The 19,531-nt window shown below is 44.4% G+C and carries 11 protein-coding genes and 2 pseudogenes; 6 read left to right on the forward strand and 7 right to left on the reverse strand.

The window, feature by feature from the left end; all coding sequences use genetic code 11:
- Nucleotides 1-184 precede the first annotated feature (184 nt).
- Together dxs and D0A37_RS01145 are read right to left on the reverse strand one after the other, a co-directional pair.
- Nucleotides 185-2,092 carry a 1-deoxy-D-xylulose-5-phosphate synthase gene (dxs, locus tag D0A37_RS01140; protein ID WP_242720208.1) on the reverse strand — a complete coding sequence of 636 codons (1,908 nt, stop codon included), beginning with the start codon at nt 2,090-2,092 and terminating at the stop codon, nt 185-187.
- A gap of 1,408 nt (nt 2,093-3,500) precedes the next feature.
- Nucleotides 3,501-5,699 (reverse strand): protein phosphatase 2C domain-containing protein, encoded by a 2,199-nt coding sequence (locus D0A37_RS01145; RefSeq protein WP_242720210.1) that lies wholly within the window; start codon nt 5,697-5,699, stop codon nt 3,501-3,503.
- Nucleotides 5,700-6,033: 334 nt separating this feature from the next.
- Between D0A37_RS01145 and D0A37_RS01150 the strand changes: the two genes are divergently transcribed.
- Together D0A37_RS01150 and D0A37_RS01155 are read left to right on the forward strand one after the other, a co-directional pair.
- Nucleotides 6,034-6,465, forward strand: a complete 432-nt coding sequence (locus D0A37_RS01150; RefSeq protein WP_242720212.1) for an NfeD family protein — start codon at nt 6,034-6,036, stop codon at nt 6,463-6,465.
- A 144-nt stretch (nt 6,466-6,609) separates the two neighbouring features.
- Complete coding sequence (locus D0A37_RS01155) at nt 6,610-7,578, forward strand: SPFH domain-containing protein (protein WP_242720214.1); 969 nt, start codon at nt 6,610-6,612, stop codon at nt 7,576-7,578.
- Between the two features lie 349 nt (nt 7,579-7,927).
- On the opposite strand, the pseudogene D0A37_RS01160 reads toward D0A37_RS01155, so the two are convergent.
- From D0A37_RS01160 to D0A37_RS01170, 3 genes and pseudogenes are all read right to left on the reverse strand, one after another.
- Nucleotides 7,928-8,557, reverse strand: a pseudogene (locus tag D0A37_RS01160) (IS1 family transposase); the annotation flags it as partial.
- A gap of 6 nt (nt 8,558-8,563) precedes the next feature.
- Nucleotides 8,564-9,519 (reverse strand): IS630 family transposase gene (locus D0A37_RS01165; RefSeq protein ID WP_242715677.1). Its coding sequence is split into 2 segments (ribosomal slippage): nt 8,564-9,186 and nt 9,186-9,519, totalling 957 coding nucleotides; the frame shifts between segments, so codons are not numbered across the junction.
- A gap of 183 nt (nt 9,520-9,702) precedes the next feature.
- Nucleotides 9,703-9,810: pseudogene (locus D0A37_RS01170) on the reverse strand (IS1/IS1595 family N-terminal zinc-binding domain-containing protein); the annotation flags it as partial.
- A gap of 785 nt (nt 9,811-10,595) precedes the next feature.
- Between D0A37_RS01170 and D0A37_RS01175 the strand changes: the two are divergent.
- From D0A37_RS01175 to D0A37_RS01185, 3 genes are all read left to right on the forward strand, one after another.
- Complete coding sequence (locus D0A37_RS01175) at nt 10,596-12,149, forward strand: sensor histidine kinase (RefSeq protein ID WP_242720216.1); 1,554 nt, start codon at nt 10,596-10,598, stop codon at nt 12,147-12,149.
- A gap of 107 nt (nt 12,150-12,256) precedes the next feature.
- Nucleotides 12,257-15,955: a GAF domain-containing protein gene (locus tag D0A37_RS01180; RefSeq protein WP_242720219.1), complete on the forward strand. Its 3,699-nt coding sequence runs from the start codon at nt 12,257-12,259 to the stop codon at nt 15,953-15,955.
- 175 nt (nt 15,956-16,130) lie between these two features.
- Nucleotides 16,131-17,267: an adenylate/guanylate cyclase domain-containing protein gene (locus tag D0A37_RS01185; protein ID WP_242725833.1), complete on the forward strand. Its 1,137-nt coding sequence runs from the start codon at nt 16,131-16,133 to the stop codon at nt 17,265-17,267.
- Nucleotides 17,268-17,301: 34 nt separating this feature from the next.
- On the opposite strand, the gene D0A37_RS01190 is transcribed toward D0A37_RS01185, so the two are convergent.
- On the reverse strand, nt 17,302-18,582 hold the full coding sequence (locus D0A37_RS01190) for a recombinase family protein (protein WP_242720221.1): 1,281 nt from the start codon (nt 18,580-18,582) through the stop codon (nt 17,302-17,304).
- A 3-nt stretch (nt 18,583-18,585) separates the two neighbouring features.
- Nucleotides 18,586-18,945, reverse strand: coding sequence for a VOC family protein (locus D0A37_RS01195; protein WP_242720223.1), 360 nt, complete (start codon nt 18,943-18,945; stop codon nt 18,586-18,588).
- A 321-nt stretch (nt 18,946-19,266) separates the two neighbouring features.
- Here D0A37_RS01195 and D0A37_RS01200 point away from each other — a divergent pair, with 321 nt between their 5' ends.
- The gene (locus tag D0A37_RS01200; RefSeq protein ID WP_445242463.1) at nt 19,267-19,467 is read left to right on the forward strand and encodes an SDR family NAD(P)-dependent oxidoreductase; all 201 of its coding nucleotides are present in this window, start codon (nt 19,267-19,269) and stop codon (nt 19,465-19,467) included.
- The last annotated feature ends 64 nt before the right edge of the window (nt 19,468-19,531 follow it).

The following is a 19,531-nucleotide window of genomic DNA, read 5'->3' on the forward strand; positions in this document are numbered from 1 at the left end:
CCGCAGACATATCAACTACTAAGCGCCGAGTTTTCAGCTACTGGCGACCGATTAAAATTTCCGGTACGATTTGGTTTCACGTTAGTCATTGTTTTTTCTCCCTTATCCTCAAGTCTTCCTTCAATCATGCTGCTCGGAGATCGAAGGATAAGGTGCGCTAGGCGCACCCTACCATTCTAGCTATTTACACGCTAACAGGAGACTGTTTGCGGCTGAATGTTGCTAAGATGCGATCGCACATTTGCGACGGATTTAATCCTAAACTTGCAAATGATTGTTCAGGCGTTGCATGATCTACCAATGTATCGGGTACACCCAACCGCATCACTGGAACAACAACATTATTGTCGAGCAAAGCTTCGGCTACTGCTGAACCAAAGCCTCCCATCAAACAGCCTTCTTCCATTGTGACAACTTTGCCGATTCGCTGCGCTAAAGGCAAGATTAATTCGGTGTCCAAAGGCTTGACAAAACGCGCATTGATCACAGTTGCTTCAATGCCGTGTTCGCTCAGAATCTCGGCGGTTTGCATCGCCGGATAAACCATTGAACCGTAACCTAATATCAGCAAATCGTCGCCGTTGCGGAGAATTTCGGCTTTGCCGATCGGCACTTCTTCCCAACCTTCTTCCATCAGAGGCACCCCATAACCGTTGCCGCGCGGGTAACGCATGGTGATCGGGCCGCTGGTGTGGTTGATGCCTGTGACTATCATCCGCTGCAATTCTGCCTCATCTTTTGGCGCCATAATTGTCATATTTGGCAGACACCGCAAGAAGGAAATGTCGTACATTCCTTGGTGAGTGGGGCCGTCAGCACCGACAATGCCCGCGCGATCCAAACAGAAGAAAACTGGCAAATTTTGGATGCAGACATCGTGAATTATTTGGTCGTATCCCCGCTGCACAAATGTCGAGTAAATTGCTACAACCGGGCGCATTCCTTCGCAGGCTAAACCAGCGGATAAAGTCACGGCGTGCTGTTCGGCAATCCCGACATCAATGTACTGTTTAGGCAGTTTTTCATGAAGTTTATCCAGACCTGTTCCGGTTGCCATTGCAGCGGTAATTCCGACAATTTTGGGATTATCTTCGGCTAGCTTGACCAGGGCGTGGGCAAAGACTTTCGAGTAAGCTGGAGGCTTTGGTTTAGTGGAGGGAATGCCTTTGCCGGTGGTTAAGTTAAAGGGATTTTGGGCGTGATATCCTACTTGGTCTTTTTCGGCGATCGCATATCCTTTGCCCTTCACCGTCACAACGTGAACTAGCACCGGCCCTTGGATAGTATGAGCTTGTTTGAAAGTGGTAATTAACTCTTCCAAATTGTGTCCATCTACCGGGCCCATGTAAGTAAAGCCCAATTCTTCAATTACTGCTCCAACTTTCGAGACGGCCAAGCGTTTCATCCCTTCTTTGAGGCGTTCCATTTCTGGAGTAAAAGTTTCGCCGACAAAGGGAATGTGTTTGAATTGTTCCTCTAAGTTATCTTTGAGAAACTGCACTGGTGGCGACAATCGCATCTTGTTCAAATAGCGGGTAATTGCGCCGACGTTGGGCGAGATGGACATCTCGTTGTCGTTGAGCACAACTAACAAATTAGTTTTCGGCATATGGCCCGCGTGGTTGATGGCTTCGAGTGCCATGCCGCCAGTCAATGCGCCGTCGCCGATGACTGCTACAGTTTTAAAGTTTTCCCCCTTGAGGTCGCGCGCCATTGCCATTCCTAGTGCTGCGGAAATGCTTGTGGAAGCGTGGCCTGCGCCGAAGTGGTCGAATTTGCTCTCGCAGCGCTTGAGATAGCCTGCAACGCCGTCTTTTTGGCGTAGGGTGTGGAATTGGTTGTAGCGGCCGGTTATCAATTTGTGAGGATAAGCTTGGTGGCCGACATCCCAAGTAACTTTGTCGCGATCGAGGTCAAGTGTTTGGTAGAGTGCTAAGGTCAGTTCGACTACACCCAATCCTGGGCCGAGGTGGCCGCCGCTAGCGGCTACAGTTTCTAAATGCTTTTCTCGAATTTGTCGGGCAATTTGTTCGAGTTGATGAATCGAGAGGCCGTGTAATTGGTTTGGGTGAGTCAGTTCGCTGAGATGCATATTTTAAAATCTTGCTCCTGTGAATCAGGACGAATCCTTAACAGATATAGGTTGTGCCTGCGAGGTTGGCTACGCGCAAACGTTAGAATAGTTTAACGGTTATTTGAGAAAAACTGTTAGGCGTAAGATTTTTGTTATTTTTGACCGGGTAATTATAGTTAATAAATTGTGCGCCGTCAATATAAAAAAAGCTTATGTTGTTAGTTCCTAATCGCTAATTGTTAGCTACATGGAGATTTTTAAGTATTTTTAACTACTTTTTGGAATAAGAGCTGACTTTTTAGCCATCTTGTTTCTGCAAGCGGACTATGATACAAAATCATTAACTGTGATGGGAGCATCTCATATTTGTAAAAACACTTTTTCGCGCTCCTGCCTTCTGCCTTTTTCCTTCTGCCTCAAAACTCTAATTTCTAGCTGGGCTGCTTTCATTAAGATGCTCCCACTGTGATTTATATAACATACCTGATGTCAAGTCATTGGTAACAAGTGAGAAATGAGTAGATTTTGTCAATACTTCTAAGCGTAGGAATAATTAACTAATAATGATAATCAAAAAAGGGGAAAGCTTGGACTCGACCAACTAAGGCCATGATCATTATCAATAAAGTGTCAAAGAGTTTTCACAAGCCCGCCAGATAATTATGTAATACCAAATCCGGGTTAATTATCTCTAATTTATGACCACCGATCCCAAAAGGAGCTATACGATCGCGGGAGAGACACCGAAGCGATCGACAATATTCACTTGTTTACCAACTCTCAAGCGAGCTGTATTTATTGAAGTTGGTGACAATTTTTCTTCAAAATTTACCTCAAAGGTTCTGTTTTTTGAAAGCACACAAGCGAGTGAAGTTTCGGCAGGGTCATCATCAGGGGGTAACGTTCCCCGGATTGGGTATTATAAAACGATAGAATTGACGAGTAATTGAGCGATTGTGTAGGTAAGCTCACATTTTGCACCATTCTCAAGAACAGGCAAGATGCCTGTTCCACAAAGAGTAGATTTTCTTGTGGGACGGGCCGGAGAGCCCGTTCATAAAAGGCTTATTGACAATGGGGCAAAATCTCAGTAAGTAAACATGGGTGCTAGCCGAAAAACCAACAGCGGCCACGCAAAAAAAACTCACAGGCCAATGTTGGAAGAGAAGATCAACGACCTCTACCAGAAAGCATTCCATTTACATTGGGAAAGTTTTCCCGAATTTGGATAGTAGAGACCTCAACTCTCGAAGTATTGTTTTGTAAGCTCAAAGGCCTAGAAGATTTACCACAAGGGCAGTTGGCCGGAAAGAAAGAACACGGGGACTGAAGTTCCCCGCGTCGGTTCCCTCTGGGGTCTGAAGACGCGATCGTTTCCCGCATCCCATATTACTTTTAGGAAAGGTTCTGCTTAATTCAATCTCTCTTACTCCGGTGATGGCAAAGGAGTTTCCGCTTCTTCGGGCGGCGGAATTTCCGCAGGAGTCGATTCGGGCGACGGCGAGAGATTCTCGCTATCGGTCGGCGGAATTTCCCCAGGAGTCGATTCGGGCGACGGCGAGAGATTCTCGCTATCGGCCGGCGGAATTTCCCCAGGAGTCGATTCCCCGGGAGTCGATTCGGGCGACGGCGAGGGACTCTCGGCCCCGGGCGAGGGACTCTCCGAAGGACTTGGGGCAAGAGTTTCCGGCGGTGGCGAAAGTGGTGCGGGCTCTGGCTGGGGGCTTTGGAGGCTTTGCACCCACAAACCTAAACCGCCGCCGCCTAATATCAGCGCCAACACCCCCAGTAGGGGCAGCGGAAGCTTGGACTGCCGTTTTTGAACTGGTTCCGGGGCGGGGGAAGTTTCGGGGTACAACAACTGTTTGGACGATTCTGAAAGCTGAGATTCTGGAATCCTCCCGGACTTCTGGAGGGATGCCGGGAGGGAAGGCGGCCGCGACACCGAGGCTGACACTGGCGCTGACGCCACCGCCGGATCAAACAGTACCAATCTCTCCGGCGACATCCGACAGTGAGTCACCACCACCGAGGTGTTGTCATAACCGTTTTTCTCGTTGGCGAGACGAATCCAAGACTGAACTGCGGTTTCCAAAGACATTTTGCCATCGAGCACCTCTGGGCCGTAATTCTCCCAAGATTGCTCTACCCAGTCGTTGTCGCTCAAACCGTCGGAACACAGCAGCAGTAAGCCTTCCTCTTCGATAATAAATCGCTGAATCGTCGGGCGCAGGAACTCGGCGTCCCGCGTGCCCAAAGCTTGAGTCAGAGCTCCTGCATCGGCTCGCAGTTGAGTTTCCCAGTATAAACAGTGTCCTAGCTGGACTTCCCTTGACGCTACGTCGTCGTCCACAGTCAGTCGCTGACAGTAATTTTTGCCAATCCAATAAGCGCGGCTGTCTCCAACATTCACTAAATAAAGTTCGTGACTGTTATTCGAGGGCAAATCCTCGGAAATTTTCACTTTTTGAGGCAACTGGAGGGCCATCACCAAAGTCGTCCCCATCCGCTGGCGCAACTCTTTTCCCTGCTCGTTATTTTGAGCGGAAATCACGTTATTCACAACTCTCACTATTTCTTCGAGTTGCTTGATGACCATTGTTGGGGTCATCAACTCTTCTTGTTGAGCGATTTCTGCGAGCAAATTTTGGATTAAAGCTTTCAGGGACTGCACGGCTAATTGACTGGCAACTTCTCCTCCTTCGTGGCCTCCAACCCCGTCGCAAACCATTGTCAAGTAAGGAATTAGTTTCTCGCCCCCAGAAGTTTTGCTGGATTGAAAATCAGCAGCAATCGGATAGCAACTGTCTTCATTTTGGGAGCGCTGCGGCCCGGTATCAGTCATGCCGACTACATCTAAGTGCAGAGGCAATTGAGCGGCTTGTTCTAATAGTAAATCGTTTAGTTCCAGGGCGATCGCGTCGAAATTCATGCTGCTACGGCGCATAAACTGACAAATCTCTCCGATTCTCGACTGCACCTCGGGTTGCGCGGATTCCACCAAACCTGACCACACATCTCCCAAATCCCGCAGAGTCGGTACAAAATTTCCCCGGTGCAGTTCCAGCAGGCGTACCCGCCAACCTTCCACCCGCAAATTTTGCGGTACCAGCAAACTCGAAGCGACTCCTTGTTCCGACAGCGGCCCCCACAGTTGGAGCATTTGCCACAGCCAGTAAACTTGGCGCGCGGCGCTTGTCCCAGACCAAGATTCTAAAATAGAAGGATACGGGCTACCGAAATTATTGATGGGCACATTTTCCAACAACAGCACCTCTGCCGCTTCCGGTGCTTCCCCCAGGGAACAAAAACCGTATACTTCCGGCGTATGCAGCCGTTGGGGATACAAATGCAGGTAAGGCATAATCGTATCCGGCAGTTGTTCCGGGACGCTGGGAGGCACAGCAGGACGGCTGTCGAGCCAGATTTGGGGTGCAATGACAAAGTATCGATCGGCTATTACCTTACCCGTCGGCACTTCCTCGGCTGCTTGTCCCACCACCCACACATAGCGATAAATTAAATCCGTTTCGCACGCTGCACAGTGCTGGCGGCCAAAGGTATTGCGTGGATCGGGACAGCTAAGATTTGGGCAATAAAGGGGTTCGGAGAAACTGCTGATCATATCGAAATAGTTTGTGTAAAAACATTCTGAAGATATATGATTCGCAAGCTCAAATTCATGAGCTTGAGAATAAACTGATTTTAGCCCCTATCAATTTCTTAACTGCCTTTGGGCCCCTAGAAATTGTAGTTTCTGCCAGTCTGGACTGGCTTAAATTGTAATTTAAGTTACTAAACTCTGACTGGGAGTACGATGGAAGCCTCAACCTGCTACCGCTGCACGAAAAATCGCTCTGAGGGCTTGCAAGTGGCAAACCCTTGCAGAGTCAGTTGTTTGCATTTCTTAAATCTTAAATTTCCAATCTAAGATCTAAATAGTATCACCTATTCTTTTTATGATCTTGACTCCGACGCTACTTTGGCTGCTAGCTGGGTCTTTGCTGTGTTTGGCAGAGCTATTTCTCCCGACTGCTTTTGTCGCTTTTATGATGGGACTGAGCGCCTTCGCCGTAGCTGGATGCTCTCTAGTTCTACCTTACGTTAATTTACAAATATTCCTCTGGATGGTATTTTCGACAGTTTTTGTGCTGCTGTCTCGGCGGTTGATACCAAAAGGCACGGCAAGGGCGATCGCAGATTCTCAGGAAGCAAAAACTTTAACAGAAATTCCCCCCGGAGAAGCCGGTCGAGTCATTTATGAGGGGAATTCTTGGCAAGCTCGCTGTGAAGACACGAAGGCCACTATCCCCCCCAACCAAAACGTAATTGTCGTCGGACGGAAAGGCACTACTCTGATAGTTTTGCCAGAAAATTTCTTGCATTCTTAAACAAAATGCGTAATTAATCACAGGTAATTAGTAGTTAGTCATCAGTCATTAGTCATTAGTCATTAGTCATCAGTCATTAGTCATTGGTCAACATTTAACAGTCAACAGTCAACAGTCAACAGTCAACATTTATAGGAGGCGACCGTGGAACAATTTTTTTTACTTGTATTTTTAGCACTCGGTGGCTCAGCCCTCGCAGGTTCCGTCAAGATTATCAATCAGGGAAATGAAGCGCTGGTGGAAACTTTAGGTAAATACAGCGGCAGGAGACTGGAACCCGGTTTGAATTTTGTCAAGCCGTTTCTCGATCGCGTCGTCTACGAGCAAACCATTCGGGAAAAAGTCTTAGATGTTCCCCCACAAGCTTGTATTACCCGCGATAACGTTTCCATTACCGTTGATGCTGTGGTTTACTGGCGCATTGTAGACTTGGAAAAAGCCTGTTACAAAGTAGAAAATCTCCAGTCAGCAATGGTAAATATGGTGCTGACTCAAATTCGCGCCGAAATGGGTCAACTGGATCTCGAACAAACCTTTACTGCTCGTTCTCAAATTAATGAAATCTTGCTCAGAGATTTAGATCTTGTTACAGATCCTTGGGGAGTGAAAGTGACGCGGGTAGAACTGCGCGATATTGTCCCTTCTAAAACTGTACAGGAATCGATGGAATTGCAGATGGCAGCCGATCGACGCAAGCGGGCGGCAATTCTGACTTCCGAGGGAGAACGCGAGTCAGCAGTTAACAGCGCCAAAGGTAAAGCTGAAGCGCAAGTTCTGGATGCAGAAGCGCGCCAAAAAGCGACTATTTTGGAAGCGGAAGCTCAACAAAAGGCGATCGTCCTGAAAGCTCAAGCAGAACGCCAAAGTCAGGTTTTGAAAGCTCAAGCTACTTCTGAGGCCTTGCAAATTATCGGCAAAACTCTGCAAAATGACCCCGCTGCCCGCGAAGCTTTACAATTTTTGTTAGCTCAAAACTATCTGGATATGGGTCTAAAAATAGGCACCAGCGACAGCAGCAAGGTGATGTTTATGGACCCGCGCAGCATTCCCGCTACGCTAGAAGGAATGCGATCGATCGTTGGGGAAGGTAATAATAATGAGGTGAAAAAGTAGTCTTAGCTAGAATCGCAATTGAAAGAGATTGATAACTCTGTATGAGGGATGAAACTCCTCATACAGAGTTAGCATGAATAGCAAAAATGATTGTATCATCACGCGCCACATTATTAAATAATCGACCTTGCTGAATTAAGATATAATATCAGGTCCCGTCGAGCGATCGCGATTTTTGTAGGGTGGGTTCACCAACAATACCTGTCAATAATTGACAATCTCAAAAACCCACCCCGACCGGGATATTATGGTTAATCGATCGGACATGATATCATACCGTAAATCAGCAACGCCTTTTTCCGGCGTTGCTGAATTGAGGTATGATAAGTGCGGTCAAGGGATGTTTTGGCTACCCGATTTGCCTCGTTTGAGCGCGATTGAAAGGATACGATGGATAGGGAACCGGAACATCCCAAAACTTAAGATAATGAATTACTAACCTGATTGAATGTTTGAGCATTTCTCCCGACTTAGAATAGCACAGTGTCTTGCGATGAAGTCTGGCTTGCGTAATGTCGTAGTCGCGTATTCTCGCCCTCTACTCTGGTCATGTAAGTTTTACAGATAATTTGGTCTCCATCTGGAATAAATCTGGGGTAAACTGGCCATCCATCTGTGATATAAAAGTAACATTTCCAATTGCCAACTAGCTCCCATCGTGGCCGAAAAGTTGTAGCACTATGAGTTCCCAATACCCATCCTAAAATCCCTGGGTGAAAGTGATTTACGGCTGTCCATAACCAAATATTATTTTTTTTACCAACAAACGTTTCTAGTTCATCAAGTTCTCCCACCCGGGGAATTGTGTCGGGTTCGTAAGCATCAGGAAGCAATTCTCCTACTTGCTTGACCCAATTTATAATGCTGGTGTGATGTACTCCTTTAATCCTCTCAATTGCTCGAAAACCCGACCATTGACATACATTTTGAGACGTTCACGTTTAACTTCTTCCGAGTAACCTTTATGAGGTTGGTATAGCATTTCTTACAAAGGTGAGGTACAATAACAGCAGTGAGTAAACCAATTCCAAATATTTGCTGATGTAACTTCACTAAATGCAAACTCTATGGCTTTTGCTAACTCTTTATAATTAGGTGTCTTGATAGAACGGAGAATATTTTTAAGTTTTGACCATAAATTTTCAATTGGGGAGAAATCCGGCGAATAGGGCGACAAGTATATTAATTTAGCCCCTTTTTTTTGGATGGCTTTTTCTACTTCTTCTCCGGTATGAATAGTACAATTATCCATGACTACACAAGCACCTTTCCATAACTTTGGCACTAATTTTCGGATAATAAAAGCCTCAAATGTAATTGCATCAGTTGTACCTATTAAATTAACTGATGTTAGGACTTCTTTGACCGATATAGCTCCAATTATTGAGACATTTCTTCCGCGTTTATTCGGTTTTGATCCCTTGGCTCTTGAACCTTTTAGAGATCGAGCATATAACCTAACCATTGCCAAGTTTACTCCACATTCATCAATGAATATTAAGTCTTTGAAACAAACTTCTCTAATTTTTTGCCAGAACTCGTATCGCAGGTTCTGAACCCTGTCAGTGCCTTTGTCTGACGGGAAAAGAGTTTTTTTTTCAAAGTCATGTTTAAGAGTTTTGCCATTCTTCCCATCGTTGCTACGCTGATGGTAAAACCAATTTTTTGGTACAGTAAATAACGGAGTTCTTCGAGAGTTGCATCATTGTTTGCTTCAATCAATTCCGCTAAAATTAGCAGTTGTTCTGCATTCAGTTTTAATTTGACTCCACATCGCTCAGTGCGAGGAGCAATGTTTTGGGTGTCACGATACTGTTTAACCAATTTTTGGACAAAACTTAGGGCTACACAAAAACGGTTAGCTATTGCTCTTTGTGACAGCGGTTCATTATGGTACACATCCATAATTTTTTGTCTAAAATCAATCGAATAAGTTTTCATTTTTACTAATGCGTGATCCTTGCTAAAATTTGAGATAGTTGTCATTCTAGTGACTGCTGCGGGTCGAGGGACTACTGCTCGAAGATCGCCCTATTTAATTAGAGCTGTATAACATTTTGAAGTTCTATATTTTTCACTCCGTTTAAGTCAGTTATATTATACCTCATCTTTCTAAGAAATGCTATAGCAATCTATAAACTGTCTGCTACAACCGACACAAATATAATTCTGTTTACCTTTTTTATGACCATTTTTATTAACATGAGTTGACTGACATTCAGGACAGTGCATAAGCTCTGCGTTTTTTGAAGTGTTATTTTTGGTCGCTCGCACTATAAATTTATCATACCCTAATTCAGCGCCGCCTAAATCTTTTTGTAATCGGACACGAGTTAGCTGTAGTACCTCATCTCTCGTCATACCTGGCAATTAGCCTATAAGTGTATGGTTGATATTATCACTTATGATTGACTGTAAAGGCTAGAGCGATCGCCTATTGGATTGCGACACGATCCTGTCGCGACATTTCTCAGGGGGTAATTGGTCAAATCGGTTAAATCTTCTCGAAGAGTACCACTGTCAATAATAAAGCATTCCCTGGCGTGGTGGGGGCGGGCGTATTTAGCCTGTCTACACTCTTCAAGGGTACAAAAGTGAACCCACCTTTACTGTTTTTTGAGCATGGTTCTCTTTCTTTGTTAAGTTAAATCCCTGACATCCGTTAAATCTGGTGATTTCCCCGTTGTCTCCCTGGTCACTGAGTTTTATAACCCCGTTTCAAGGTGTGTCGGTGAGCCTAAATTTCAGGTAGCTGCGTTCACTTTTTTGCCGTCGTTAGCCAAAATGTCATGCAGGTGTCACAGTTGCTCATGAAGCCACAATTAAAAATGTGACACTTGATATTGCTAAAATTTACTCAATTGATGTTAATTTAATAAAATGTACTTTCATATCGCTGCATCTACTCCTCACAAGTGTTAAGTCCAAAAGCCTAACTCTTCTTTTGGTGACAGCAGGGTTTGGGATTTTTCGCGAAGCTTTTTGTAAAATTAGTACCAAATAACCGAGTTAATTAGATGCCAATGGTTCATAAAATTTTTCCCACTTATTTTATTCCTCACGGTCATTGCTACTTGTGGAAGCCGGGATTAGTGGGGCTACACGTTTTGTCCGATGGTTTGATAGCCGTCGCTTATTTTTTGATACCGATCACGCTGATTTATATTGTCAAAAAGCGGCAAGACGTGCCTTTTGACTGGGTTTTCATGCTGTTTGGCTCTTTTATTATCTGCTGCGGGATTACCCATATTATGGAAATATGGACGCTGTGGCATCCTAATTATTGGTTCTCTGGTTTTCTTAAAGGGATTACGGCGCTGATTTCGCTATCTACCGCAGCAGTGCTGGTGGAACTAATCCCAAAAATCTTGGCTATCCCCAGTCCTGATCAATTGGCGGTGGCAAATGTAGCTTTACAAAAGGAGATTGGCGATCGCAAACAAGCTCAAGAAGCACTCTCGGAATTAATGCTAGAATTGGAAAAACGGGTGATTGAGAGGACGATCGCTTTAGAATCAACCAATGAACTTTTGCAACAGGAAAATCGCGATCGCTCCTTGGCTGAAAATTCATTGCGGCAGTCTGAAGCTAAACTGCTTGAACGAACTCAGCAGCTAGAGAACGCCCTGCAACAGCTCAAAGACGCCCAAACTCAACTCGTGCAAACTGAAAAAATGTCTTCTTTGGGGCAAATGGTAGCTGGGGTTGCTCACGAAATCAATAACCCTGTTAACTTCATTTATGGCAATCTGATTCCGGCGGAGGAATACATTAAAGATATTTTGGCATTGATTAAGGCTTATCAAGTTTATTACCCCACTCCTGCGCCGGAAATTGCAGACAAGATTAAAACCATTGAACTCGATTTTGTTTTAAAAGACCTGCAAAAACTTTTTGGTTCGATCAAAATTGGAGCAGAGCGAATTAGGGAGATTGTTAAATCTTTACGAACTTTCTCCAGATTAGACGAAGCTGATATGAAAAAAGTAAATATCCATGAAGGGCTCGACAGCACTTTAATGATTTTGCAGCACCGCTTGAAAGAACAACCAAACCGTCCGCCGATTCAAGTGATTAAAGAGTATGGAGAGTTGCCACTATTGGAATGCTATGCGGGACAGCTTAACCAAGTATTTATGAACATTATTTCTAATGCTATTGATGCCTTAGAACAGAGTGTAGCGCAGGGAGATTTCCCCAAAGGCTATTGGGAAAATAATTTTCATGATTACTTACAAAACACCTATTGCCCACTGCTAAAAATTCGCCTCCGCACGCTTTTAGTTGATGGCAAGTGGGTGCAGATTCACATTGCTGATAATGGCACTGGCATAGATTATGACGCGATCGCTAAAATTTACGATCCGTTTTTTACGACGAAACCTATCGGCGCTGGTACCGGACTGGGTTTGGCGATTTCTTATCAGATTATTCAAGCCCATGAAGGTTATTTGCGCTGCACTTCCGAGGTTGGCAGAGGTACTGAGTTTATTATTGAAATTCCTTTGCGACCGCACAGTTGCGAGCGCAACCTTGCCCACAAGCAAACTGTTATGAACAAGTTTAGTTGAGGCGGTAATAACTCATTCCGCATCCAGCTACAATTTTGAATCTCTTTTACTTTTTTCCCTAGCTTAGGCATCGTTCACATCAACATTATCTGCAAATAGCAAATATTATGTGGGAAGCACTCAAAAATATCTTTTCTCCAACTCAGTATATGCCTCACGGTCATTGCTATCTGTGGCAAACGCCTTTAGTGTGGCTGCACGTAACAGCGGACTTTTTAATTGCGATCGCCTACTATTCAATTCCGGCGATGCTAATTTATTTTATCTACAAGCGGCGCGATGTCCCTTTTTTAGGAATATTTGCTTTATTTGGTGCATTTATTATTCTCTGCGGCACGGGTCACTTGCTAGAAATTTGGACGTTGTGGCATTCCGCCTATTGGCTATCGGGGATTGAAAAAGGAATTACTGCACTGGTTTCCTGCTACACAGCCGCCTCGATGGTAACACTATTGCCAAAATTTTTATCTTTAAAAGCTCCCCAAGAATTAGAGGAGATAAATCGCAAGTTGCAGTGTGAAATCGCCGTGCGTGAAGATGCAGAATTAGCTTTGCGCTGTGCTTATGATGACTTAGAAATTAAAGTGCAAGAGCGCACCGCAGAGTTGAGAGAAATTAACGGTTATTTAGAAGCCGAAATAAGAGAAAGAATAGCCGCTGAATCCGCTTTGCGAGAACGAGAAATTAGGTTAATAGAAAAACAAACTGGCTTGCTAGAATTAGCAAAAAGTTCTAGTATCTACGAGGGAAATATCAACGAGGCGTTGAGAGAGATTACACAAATGGCAACCCGTACTCTAAATGTGGAGCGGGGAAGTATTTGGTTTTATAAGCAAAATAAATCCACAATGTGGTGTGCCGAACTCTACGAACTGACGGCCAATCAACACAGCGAGGGTGTAGAACTGAAAGTTGCTGACTATCCTAGCTATTTTCAAGCTTTGAATACAGAACAGGCGATCGCAGTGGTTGATGCCAAAACCGATCCGCGCACCCTAGAATTTAGCGAATCTTATTTGACGCCTTTAAACATTTCGTCGATGCTAGATGTTCCTATTACCCATCAAGGACAAATTGCGGGTGTAATTTGTTTAGAACATCAGGGAACGACGAGGAATTGGACCCTCGACGAACAAAGCTTCGCTAGCTATGTGGCACAGATCGCAGCTTTAGCAATGGAAGCTCGCGATCGCAAGCAAGCCGAGTTAAACTTGCGCTCTGTCACCGAACGCTTGCAATATTTGCTGGCGACTACTCCGGCAGTGATTTTTAGCTGCACATTAGGGGAAAATTATGACGTAACATTTGTCAGCGATAATATTGTTTCAATGATTGGTTACGAAGCACGAGAATTTCTTGATGGTTCCCTTGATTGGCATAGCCTGATTCACCCAGAAGATCGAGAAATTGTTGCTACTGCATTTGCTCAGATATTGGAAAAAGAATCGATTTCCTACGAATACCGCGAACGGCACAAAGACGGCAATTATCGCTGGATATACGATGAGATAAAGTTAGTCAAAAATGCTGCTGGCATACCTGTGGAGTGCGTTGGTTATGGAGTAGATATTACGGCTCGCAAACAGGCCGAAGCAGCTTTGCAGCAACAAGTAAAAAGGGAGCGGCTCGTGAATTCCATTCAAGAGCGAATTCGTTCCTCTCTTAACTTAGAAGAAGTGCTGACAATGGCTGTGGAAGAAGTCCGCCAGTTTTTGTCCACCGACAGGACTATTATTTACCGCTTTAACCAAGATTGGAGTGGAGTGGTAGCCGTCGAGTCGGTAGCCGTGGGTACGATGCCAATTTTGGGAATTGACATTAATGACCCTTGTTTTCGAGAACGCTACGTCTCTTTTTACGAGCAGGGACACATTCGCGCGATCGACAATATTTACACGGCAGGTATTTCAGAGTGCCACCTTAATTTACTGAGCGAGTTGGAAGTTAAAGCTAACCTCGTGGTTCCCCTTTTGCAAGGTGAAAAACTATGGGGGCTACTCATTGCTCATCACTGTCGCAGTCATAGGCATTGGAACTCTTCTGAGATAGAATCTCTCAAGCAAATTTCCGTGCAGCTAACAATTGCCATCCAGCAATGCACCCTTTTTGAACAAGCCCAAACCGAAATTGCCGATCGCAAATTAGCAGAAACAGCATTACAAAAAGCTGTCGTAGCTGCTGATACAGCTAACCGCGCCAAGAGCGAATTCCTTTCTTCTATGAGCCACGAACTGCGGACTCCCCTGAATGCCATTCTCGGATTTAGTCAGGTGATGGTGCGCGATTCATCTCTCAACAATCAACACCAACAGCACCTAGAAATTATTAATCGCGCGGGTGAACACTTGCTTGCTCTAATTAATGACATTTTGGAAATGTCCAAAATTGAAGCCGGCCGAAGTCAGCTTAATGAAAGCAGTTTTAATTTAATGCGCTTGCTAAAAACCTTAGAAGAAATGTTTCGATTAAAAGCTAAATCTAAGAAATTGCAGCTAAATTTGGAAGTGGGTGACGGCGTACCACACTTTGTTACTGGAGATGAAGGTAAATTGCGCCAAATTTTGATTAATCTTGTAGGAAATGCGATCAAGTTTACAGAGAAGGGTAGCGTTACTTTGCGAGTTAAAAAGAAGGTAGAAGAAAGTTTGGGGGCTGAAACCGCAGAGTTTTCCAACACACCAAAAAAACTTGCCGGCGCGGGTTGTGAACATTCCGAATGCTTAGCGGTTGAAACCGCACCTATACAAAGAAAACCCGGATGGTACACTGGTTTTAATCAGTCCGAAAGCTTGGCAGAGTGTGATTGTGTAGACGCGAATCACCTTGCCCCGGAATTGTTACGCCTTCAGTTTGAAATTGAAGATACTGGCCTTGGCATTGCCGCAGAAGAGATGAATAAGTTATTTGAACCCTTTGAGCAAACAAAAACAGGTCAAAAATCTCAAGAGGGAACTGGATTAGGTTTACCAATTAGCCGCAAATTTGTACAAATGATGGGAGGAGATATTACTGTCAGCAGTACACCTGAGTTGGGAAGTAAGTTTGCATTTGATATTAAAATCAGCCTTGCCACTCCCACCGAGATTAAAATCCTTAAACCACAGAAAAAAGTAATTGGTTTAGCACCGAATCAACCAGAATACCGGATTTTGGTTGTTGACGATCGCGCCGATAACTGCCTAGTCATAGAGAGATTATTGTCACCACTAGGCATCCTCGTGCGAGAAGCTAGAGATGGTCAAGAAGCTATTGCTGTATGGGAAGATTGGCAACCGCACCTGATCTGGATGGATATGCAGATGCCTGTCATGGATGGCTATGAAGCCACCAGAAAAATTAAAGCTCATCCTCTCGGAAAACAAACTGTAATAGTTGCTCTTACTGCTAGCGCTTTTGAAGAGGAACGACAAACTATTTTAGGAGCAGGCTGCGATGATTTCATGCGTAAACCCTTCGAGGCAAAGATATTATTTGCGAAGATGGAAGAACTTTTAGGAGTGCGCTACCTTTATGAGGAATCTGTTGAGGCACCACTAGAAAATGACAGCGAAATTAGCGGAGTGACTAGCAATCTATCTGTAGAGTCACAACTCGCTCAAATGCCTCATGAGTGGGTGGAGAAGATATCTCATGCTGCTCATGAATGTTGCGACGATAAAATTCTTAAGTTGATTGAGGAATTGCCTAGAGAATTTGCTGGAGCCGCAGAAGTTTTAACTACTTTAGTGGACGATTTCCTGTTTGACGATATTATAGAGCTAGCGCAATCAGCAGTTCCGACGGTGAGAATACCAGTTTCCCCCTAATCTCAGCGTAGGAGCATCTCCTATTTAAAAAAGACCTAACCTTAACCCCCCATAACCTCTTCGTGTCCTCTCTTTGTAGGAGAGAAAATCAAAATTTATACTGTATCGTTTTGGTGGAGAGCGAATTATTAAGTGTTAAGATATTTGACCTTAAAAAACAACTGTGAATCCTCGCATGGACAGCAATCAATATCCTACCATTCAACCCAACATTTTAGTAGTTGATGATAAGCCCGATAACGTCCGGCTTTTATCTACAATCTTGACCGAACAAGGGTATCAGGTTCGTAAAGTGCTGAACGGGCAAAGGGCGATCGCTACAGTGCTGGAGTTTCCGCCGACTCTAATTTTGCTGGACGTGATGATGCCAGACATGAATGGATATGAGGTATGTGAAAAGTTGAAAGCTTCACCAAAAACCAGTTCCATTCCCGTGATTTTCTTAAGCGCCTTAGATGACGTTTTAGATAAGGTGAAAGCCTTTGATGTGGGAGGAGTTGACTATATTACTAAACCTTTTCACGCTAAAGAAGTATTGGCACGAGTGGCAAATCAGTTAACAATTCAAAGTCAACAACAGTTACTTCAAGAGCAAACAAAGCAATTCAAAGAACTTGTCGAACGTTTGCAAAACGAAATTAAAGAGCGGCAGGGGGTGGAGGTAGCTTTACGGCTTGCTCAAACAAAGTCCGATCATTTATTGTTGAATATTTTACCAGCCGCGATTGTTGAAAATTTGAAAAAGGGCGAGGGTTCTCCTGCTCAGAGGTTTGATTCAGCAACAGTTCTTTTTGCCGATATTGTCGATTTTACGTCTATTGCTGCGAGAATGTTACCTCTAGAATTGGTAAATGTACTGAACCAAATTTTTTCAAGGTTTGACCAATTAACAGAAAAACACGGTTTGGAAAAAATTAAAACAATTGGAGATGCTTATATGGTAGCGGGGGGGTTGCCTGTGCCGAGGGCAGATCATGTAGAAGCGATCGCCAATATGGCTTTGGATATGCAGGAAGCGATCGCTGATTTTCAAACCGACAAAGGCGAACCATTTCAAATTCGGATTGGCATTAATACAGGGCCCGTAGTTGCTGGCGTAATTGGCACTAAAAAATTCATTTATGACTTGTGGGGAGATACTGTTAATGTTGCTTCTCGGATGGAATGTCAAGGATTACCGGGGTATATTCAAGTTACTACTGCTATTTATGAGCTGTTAAAAGATCGCTATGTATTTGAGGAAAGAGGTGCGATAACGGTTAAAGGTAAAGGAGAGATGATCGCCTATTGGCTAAAGGCTAAAAAAAGTTAGTTCAAGCTAATGGAGAAGTTAGGGATCGGTTTACTTAAAAAATGAAAATAATTTGCAGACTCAATTTTAAATTTTCGCGTACAATCTCTATGCGATCGATAAATTCTCGAAAATAGAACCTGCGTTCTGATTCCGACAAGTCCAACCAAAATTGGGGAAGAGAAACAGTTTGAGCTATTTCTCGCAAATTCACGGGCGGTAGTTGCGCTAATTTGCTTTGCATTTGAGCAATTTCGGTGCGAATTTTGTATGCCCTCAATTCGGCAGTTTCTGTGTCTAAAATGCCATTTTCAATCAGGGCTGGCAGTTGATTTATGATTTGTTCTTTAAATTCGATCGCACTTCCCATGCCTGCTTTAACTCTATTCATATCCGGCATTTGCAACCCAGCAACAGCATCGGGTAAATCCCGACAAATTCCGGCGATGGTTAATTGCAATACTTCATCGTAGGAAAAACCGCTACATTTAGGCTGTTTTGGACAGTTAATCGGTCGCAAATAAAGGTATTCTTTTTCTTTGCGGTAGGAGGTGACTTTGGCAACTGTCATGGGCGATTTGCATTCTGCACAAATTGCTAAACCTGCGAGGGAACGTGGGGCGCTAGCGCTGCGAGGAGAAAGGCAGCGGTTGCGGCGCAGTAACCTGTCTATTTGGGCGGCTTCTTCTCTGGAAATAATCGGGACGTGGGTGTTAGAAATTACTTGGCCGTTTTGATATTCCAAATCGCCTCGGTAAGCGGGATTTGTCAGCCAGCGGCGGCCGGTGCTCACAGAGATTTTTTTGTTGTATTTTTTGGCTAAATACCGCACGGAACCTCGCAAGGAACCGTAAATTAAAAAGTGTTCAAAAAAGTCTTTGACGGTGGGGGCGGTGGTTTTATCGATCGTATAACAATCTTTGCCGCGCCGATAGCCGTAGGGAGCCTTACCCGGTGGCATCCGGGATTTGAGGCGGTTGCGCGCGTGTCCTTTGCGAATACTCCGGCTGTGTTGGCTGCGCTGGATTTCTGCGAGGATTTGCAGCAAGTTTTGGCGGTTTCGCGGTTCTGTTTCTGTTTGTACGATGATTTCGACGCCGAGGTTTTCGAGTTGGCCGAGGTGCGAACACACTTGCTGTACGGTGTCTCCGAGTTCTTCAAACCGCTGAATTAACAGGTATTTGACTGGTTCTGTTTGGCAGTCTTTTAGGAGTTGTTGCAGTTGTTGTCGCCCTCCTAAGTCTTGATAGGTGCGATCGACTTCTTGGCCCCAAATTTCCGGTGCGGGTGCTGCTTCCAGTAGCGGTTCGGTGTAAGAATAAGCGATGATTTTCATCTGTTACTGGCTGAGTTCGATGATGTTGCCGTCGGGATCTTGGGTAAATAATGCCGATCGACCTGACGCGCTCATTTGAAACTGGCAATTGTGAGCGATTAACTGCTGTGTGGCTGCCTCTAAGTTAGCCACAGAAAATGCTAGATGTCGATTGCGTCCCCATTTGGCATTGTCTACGGCATCTGGGATAATTGTTGCAGCTAAAATTAGGTGGAGCTGGAAGTCGCCGATTTGATACCAGATTCCGGGAAATTTTAAGTCTCTATCTATTTTTGGCAGTCCTAATACGGTGCTATAAAAGTGTTGGGATTTTTCTAGGTTGGAGATGAGTATGGCGCTGTGGAGGGATTTGGTAACTTGCATTTTTGTGAGGATTTTTTTTAGTTTAACGGCTGATCCAGGCAGATGAGCGCTGATTAACGCAGATTATTTGATGTTTGTTGAGTTGGGGATCTGATAACATTGTCAGTCGAGCTTAACATATCGAAAAAGGTAAATAGGTTATCGGAAAAAAACCGCATAGAAAATCGTAAATTGTAGGCTCGCGTTTAGTTATAGTCTATGGTAGCAGCGAGTTTAATACTACCAAACCCCCCCTCTCCCCATGTTATATTTATTTGTACCAACTGACTTATAAATCATGAAAGGTAAACAAGTATTGTTGACTGGCGGGATGGGGGGATTGTGACTGTGGGTGCGCGTGGGGGTGAACAGCCGATTGGACAATTGGTGGCTTACTGTGCTGCTAAAGCTGGAGTGGTGGCGCTCACAAAGGCGATCGCACATGAAACAAAAGATACTAATATCACTGCTAATACTGTCCTCCCCCGTGTGATTGATACTCCGACAAATAGATCCGCAATGGGTTCGGAAAAGGCTCACTAATGGGTGAAACCTGAATCTCTAGCTCAAGTAATTTACTTTTTTTGTTCGGAATCTGCCAAAGATG

The organism is Microcoleus vaginatus HSN003, assembly GCF_022701255.1.
In the GTDB taxonomy this organism is placed as follows: Bacteria; Cyanobacteriota; Cyanobacteriia; order Cyanobacteriales; family Microcoleaceae; genus Microcoleus; species Microcoleus vaginatus_B.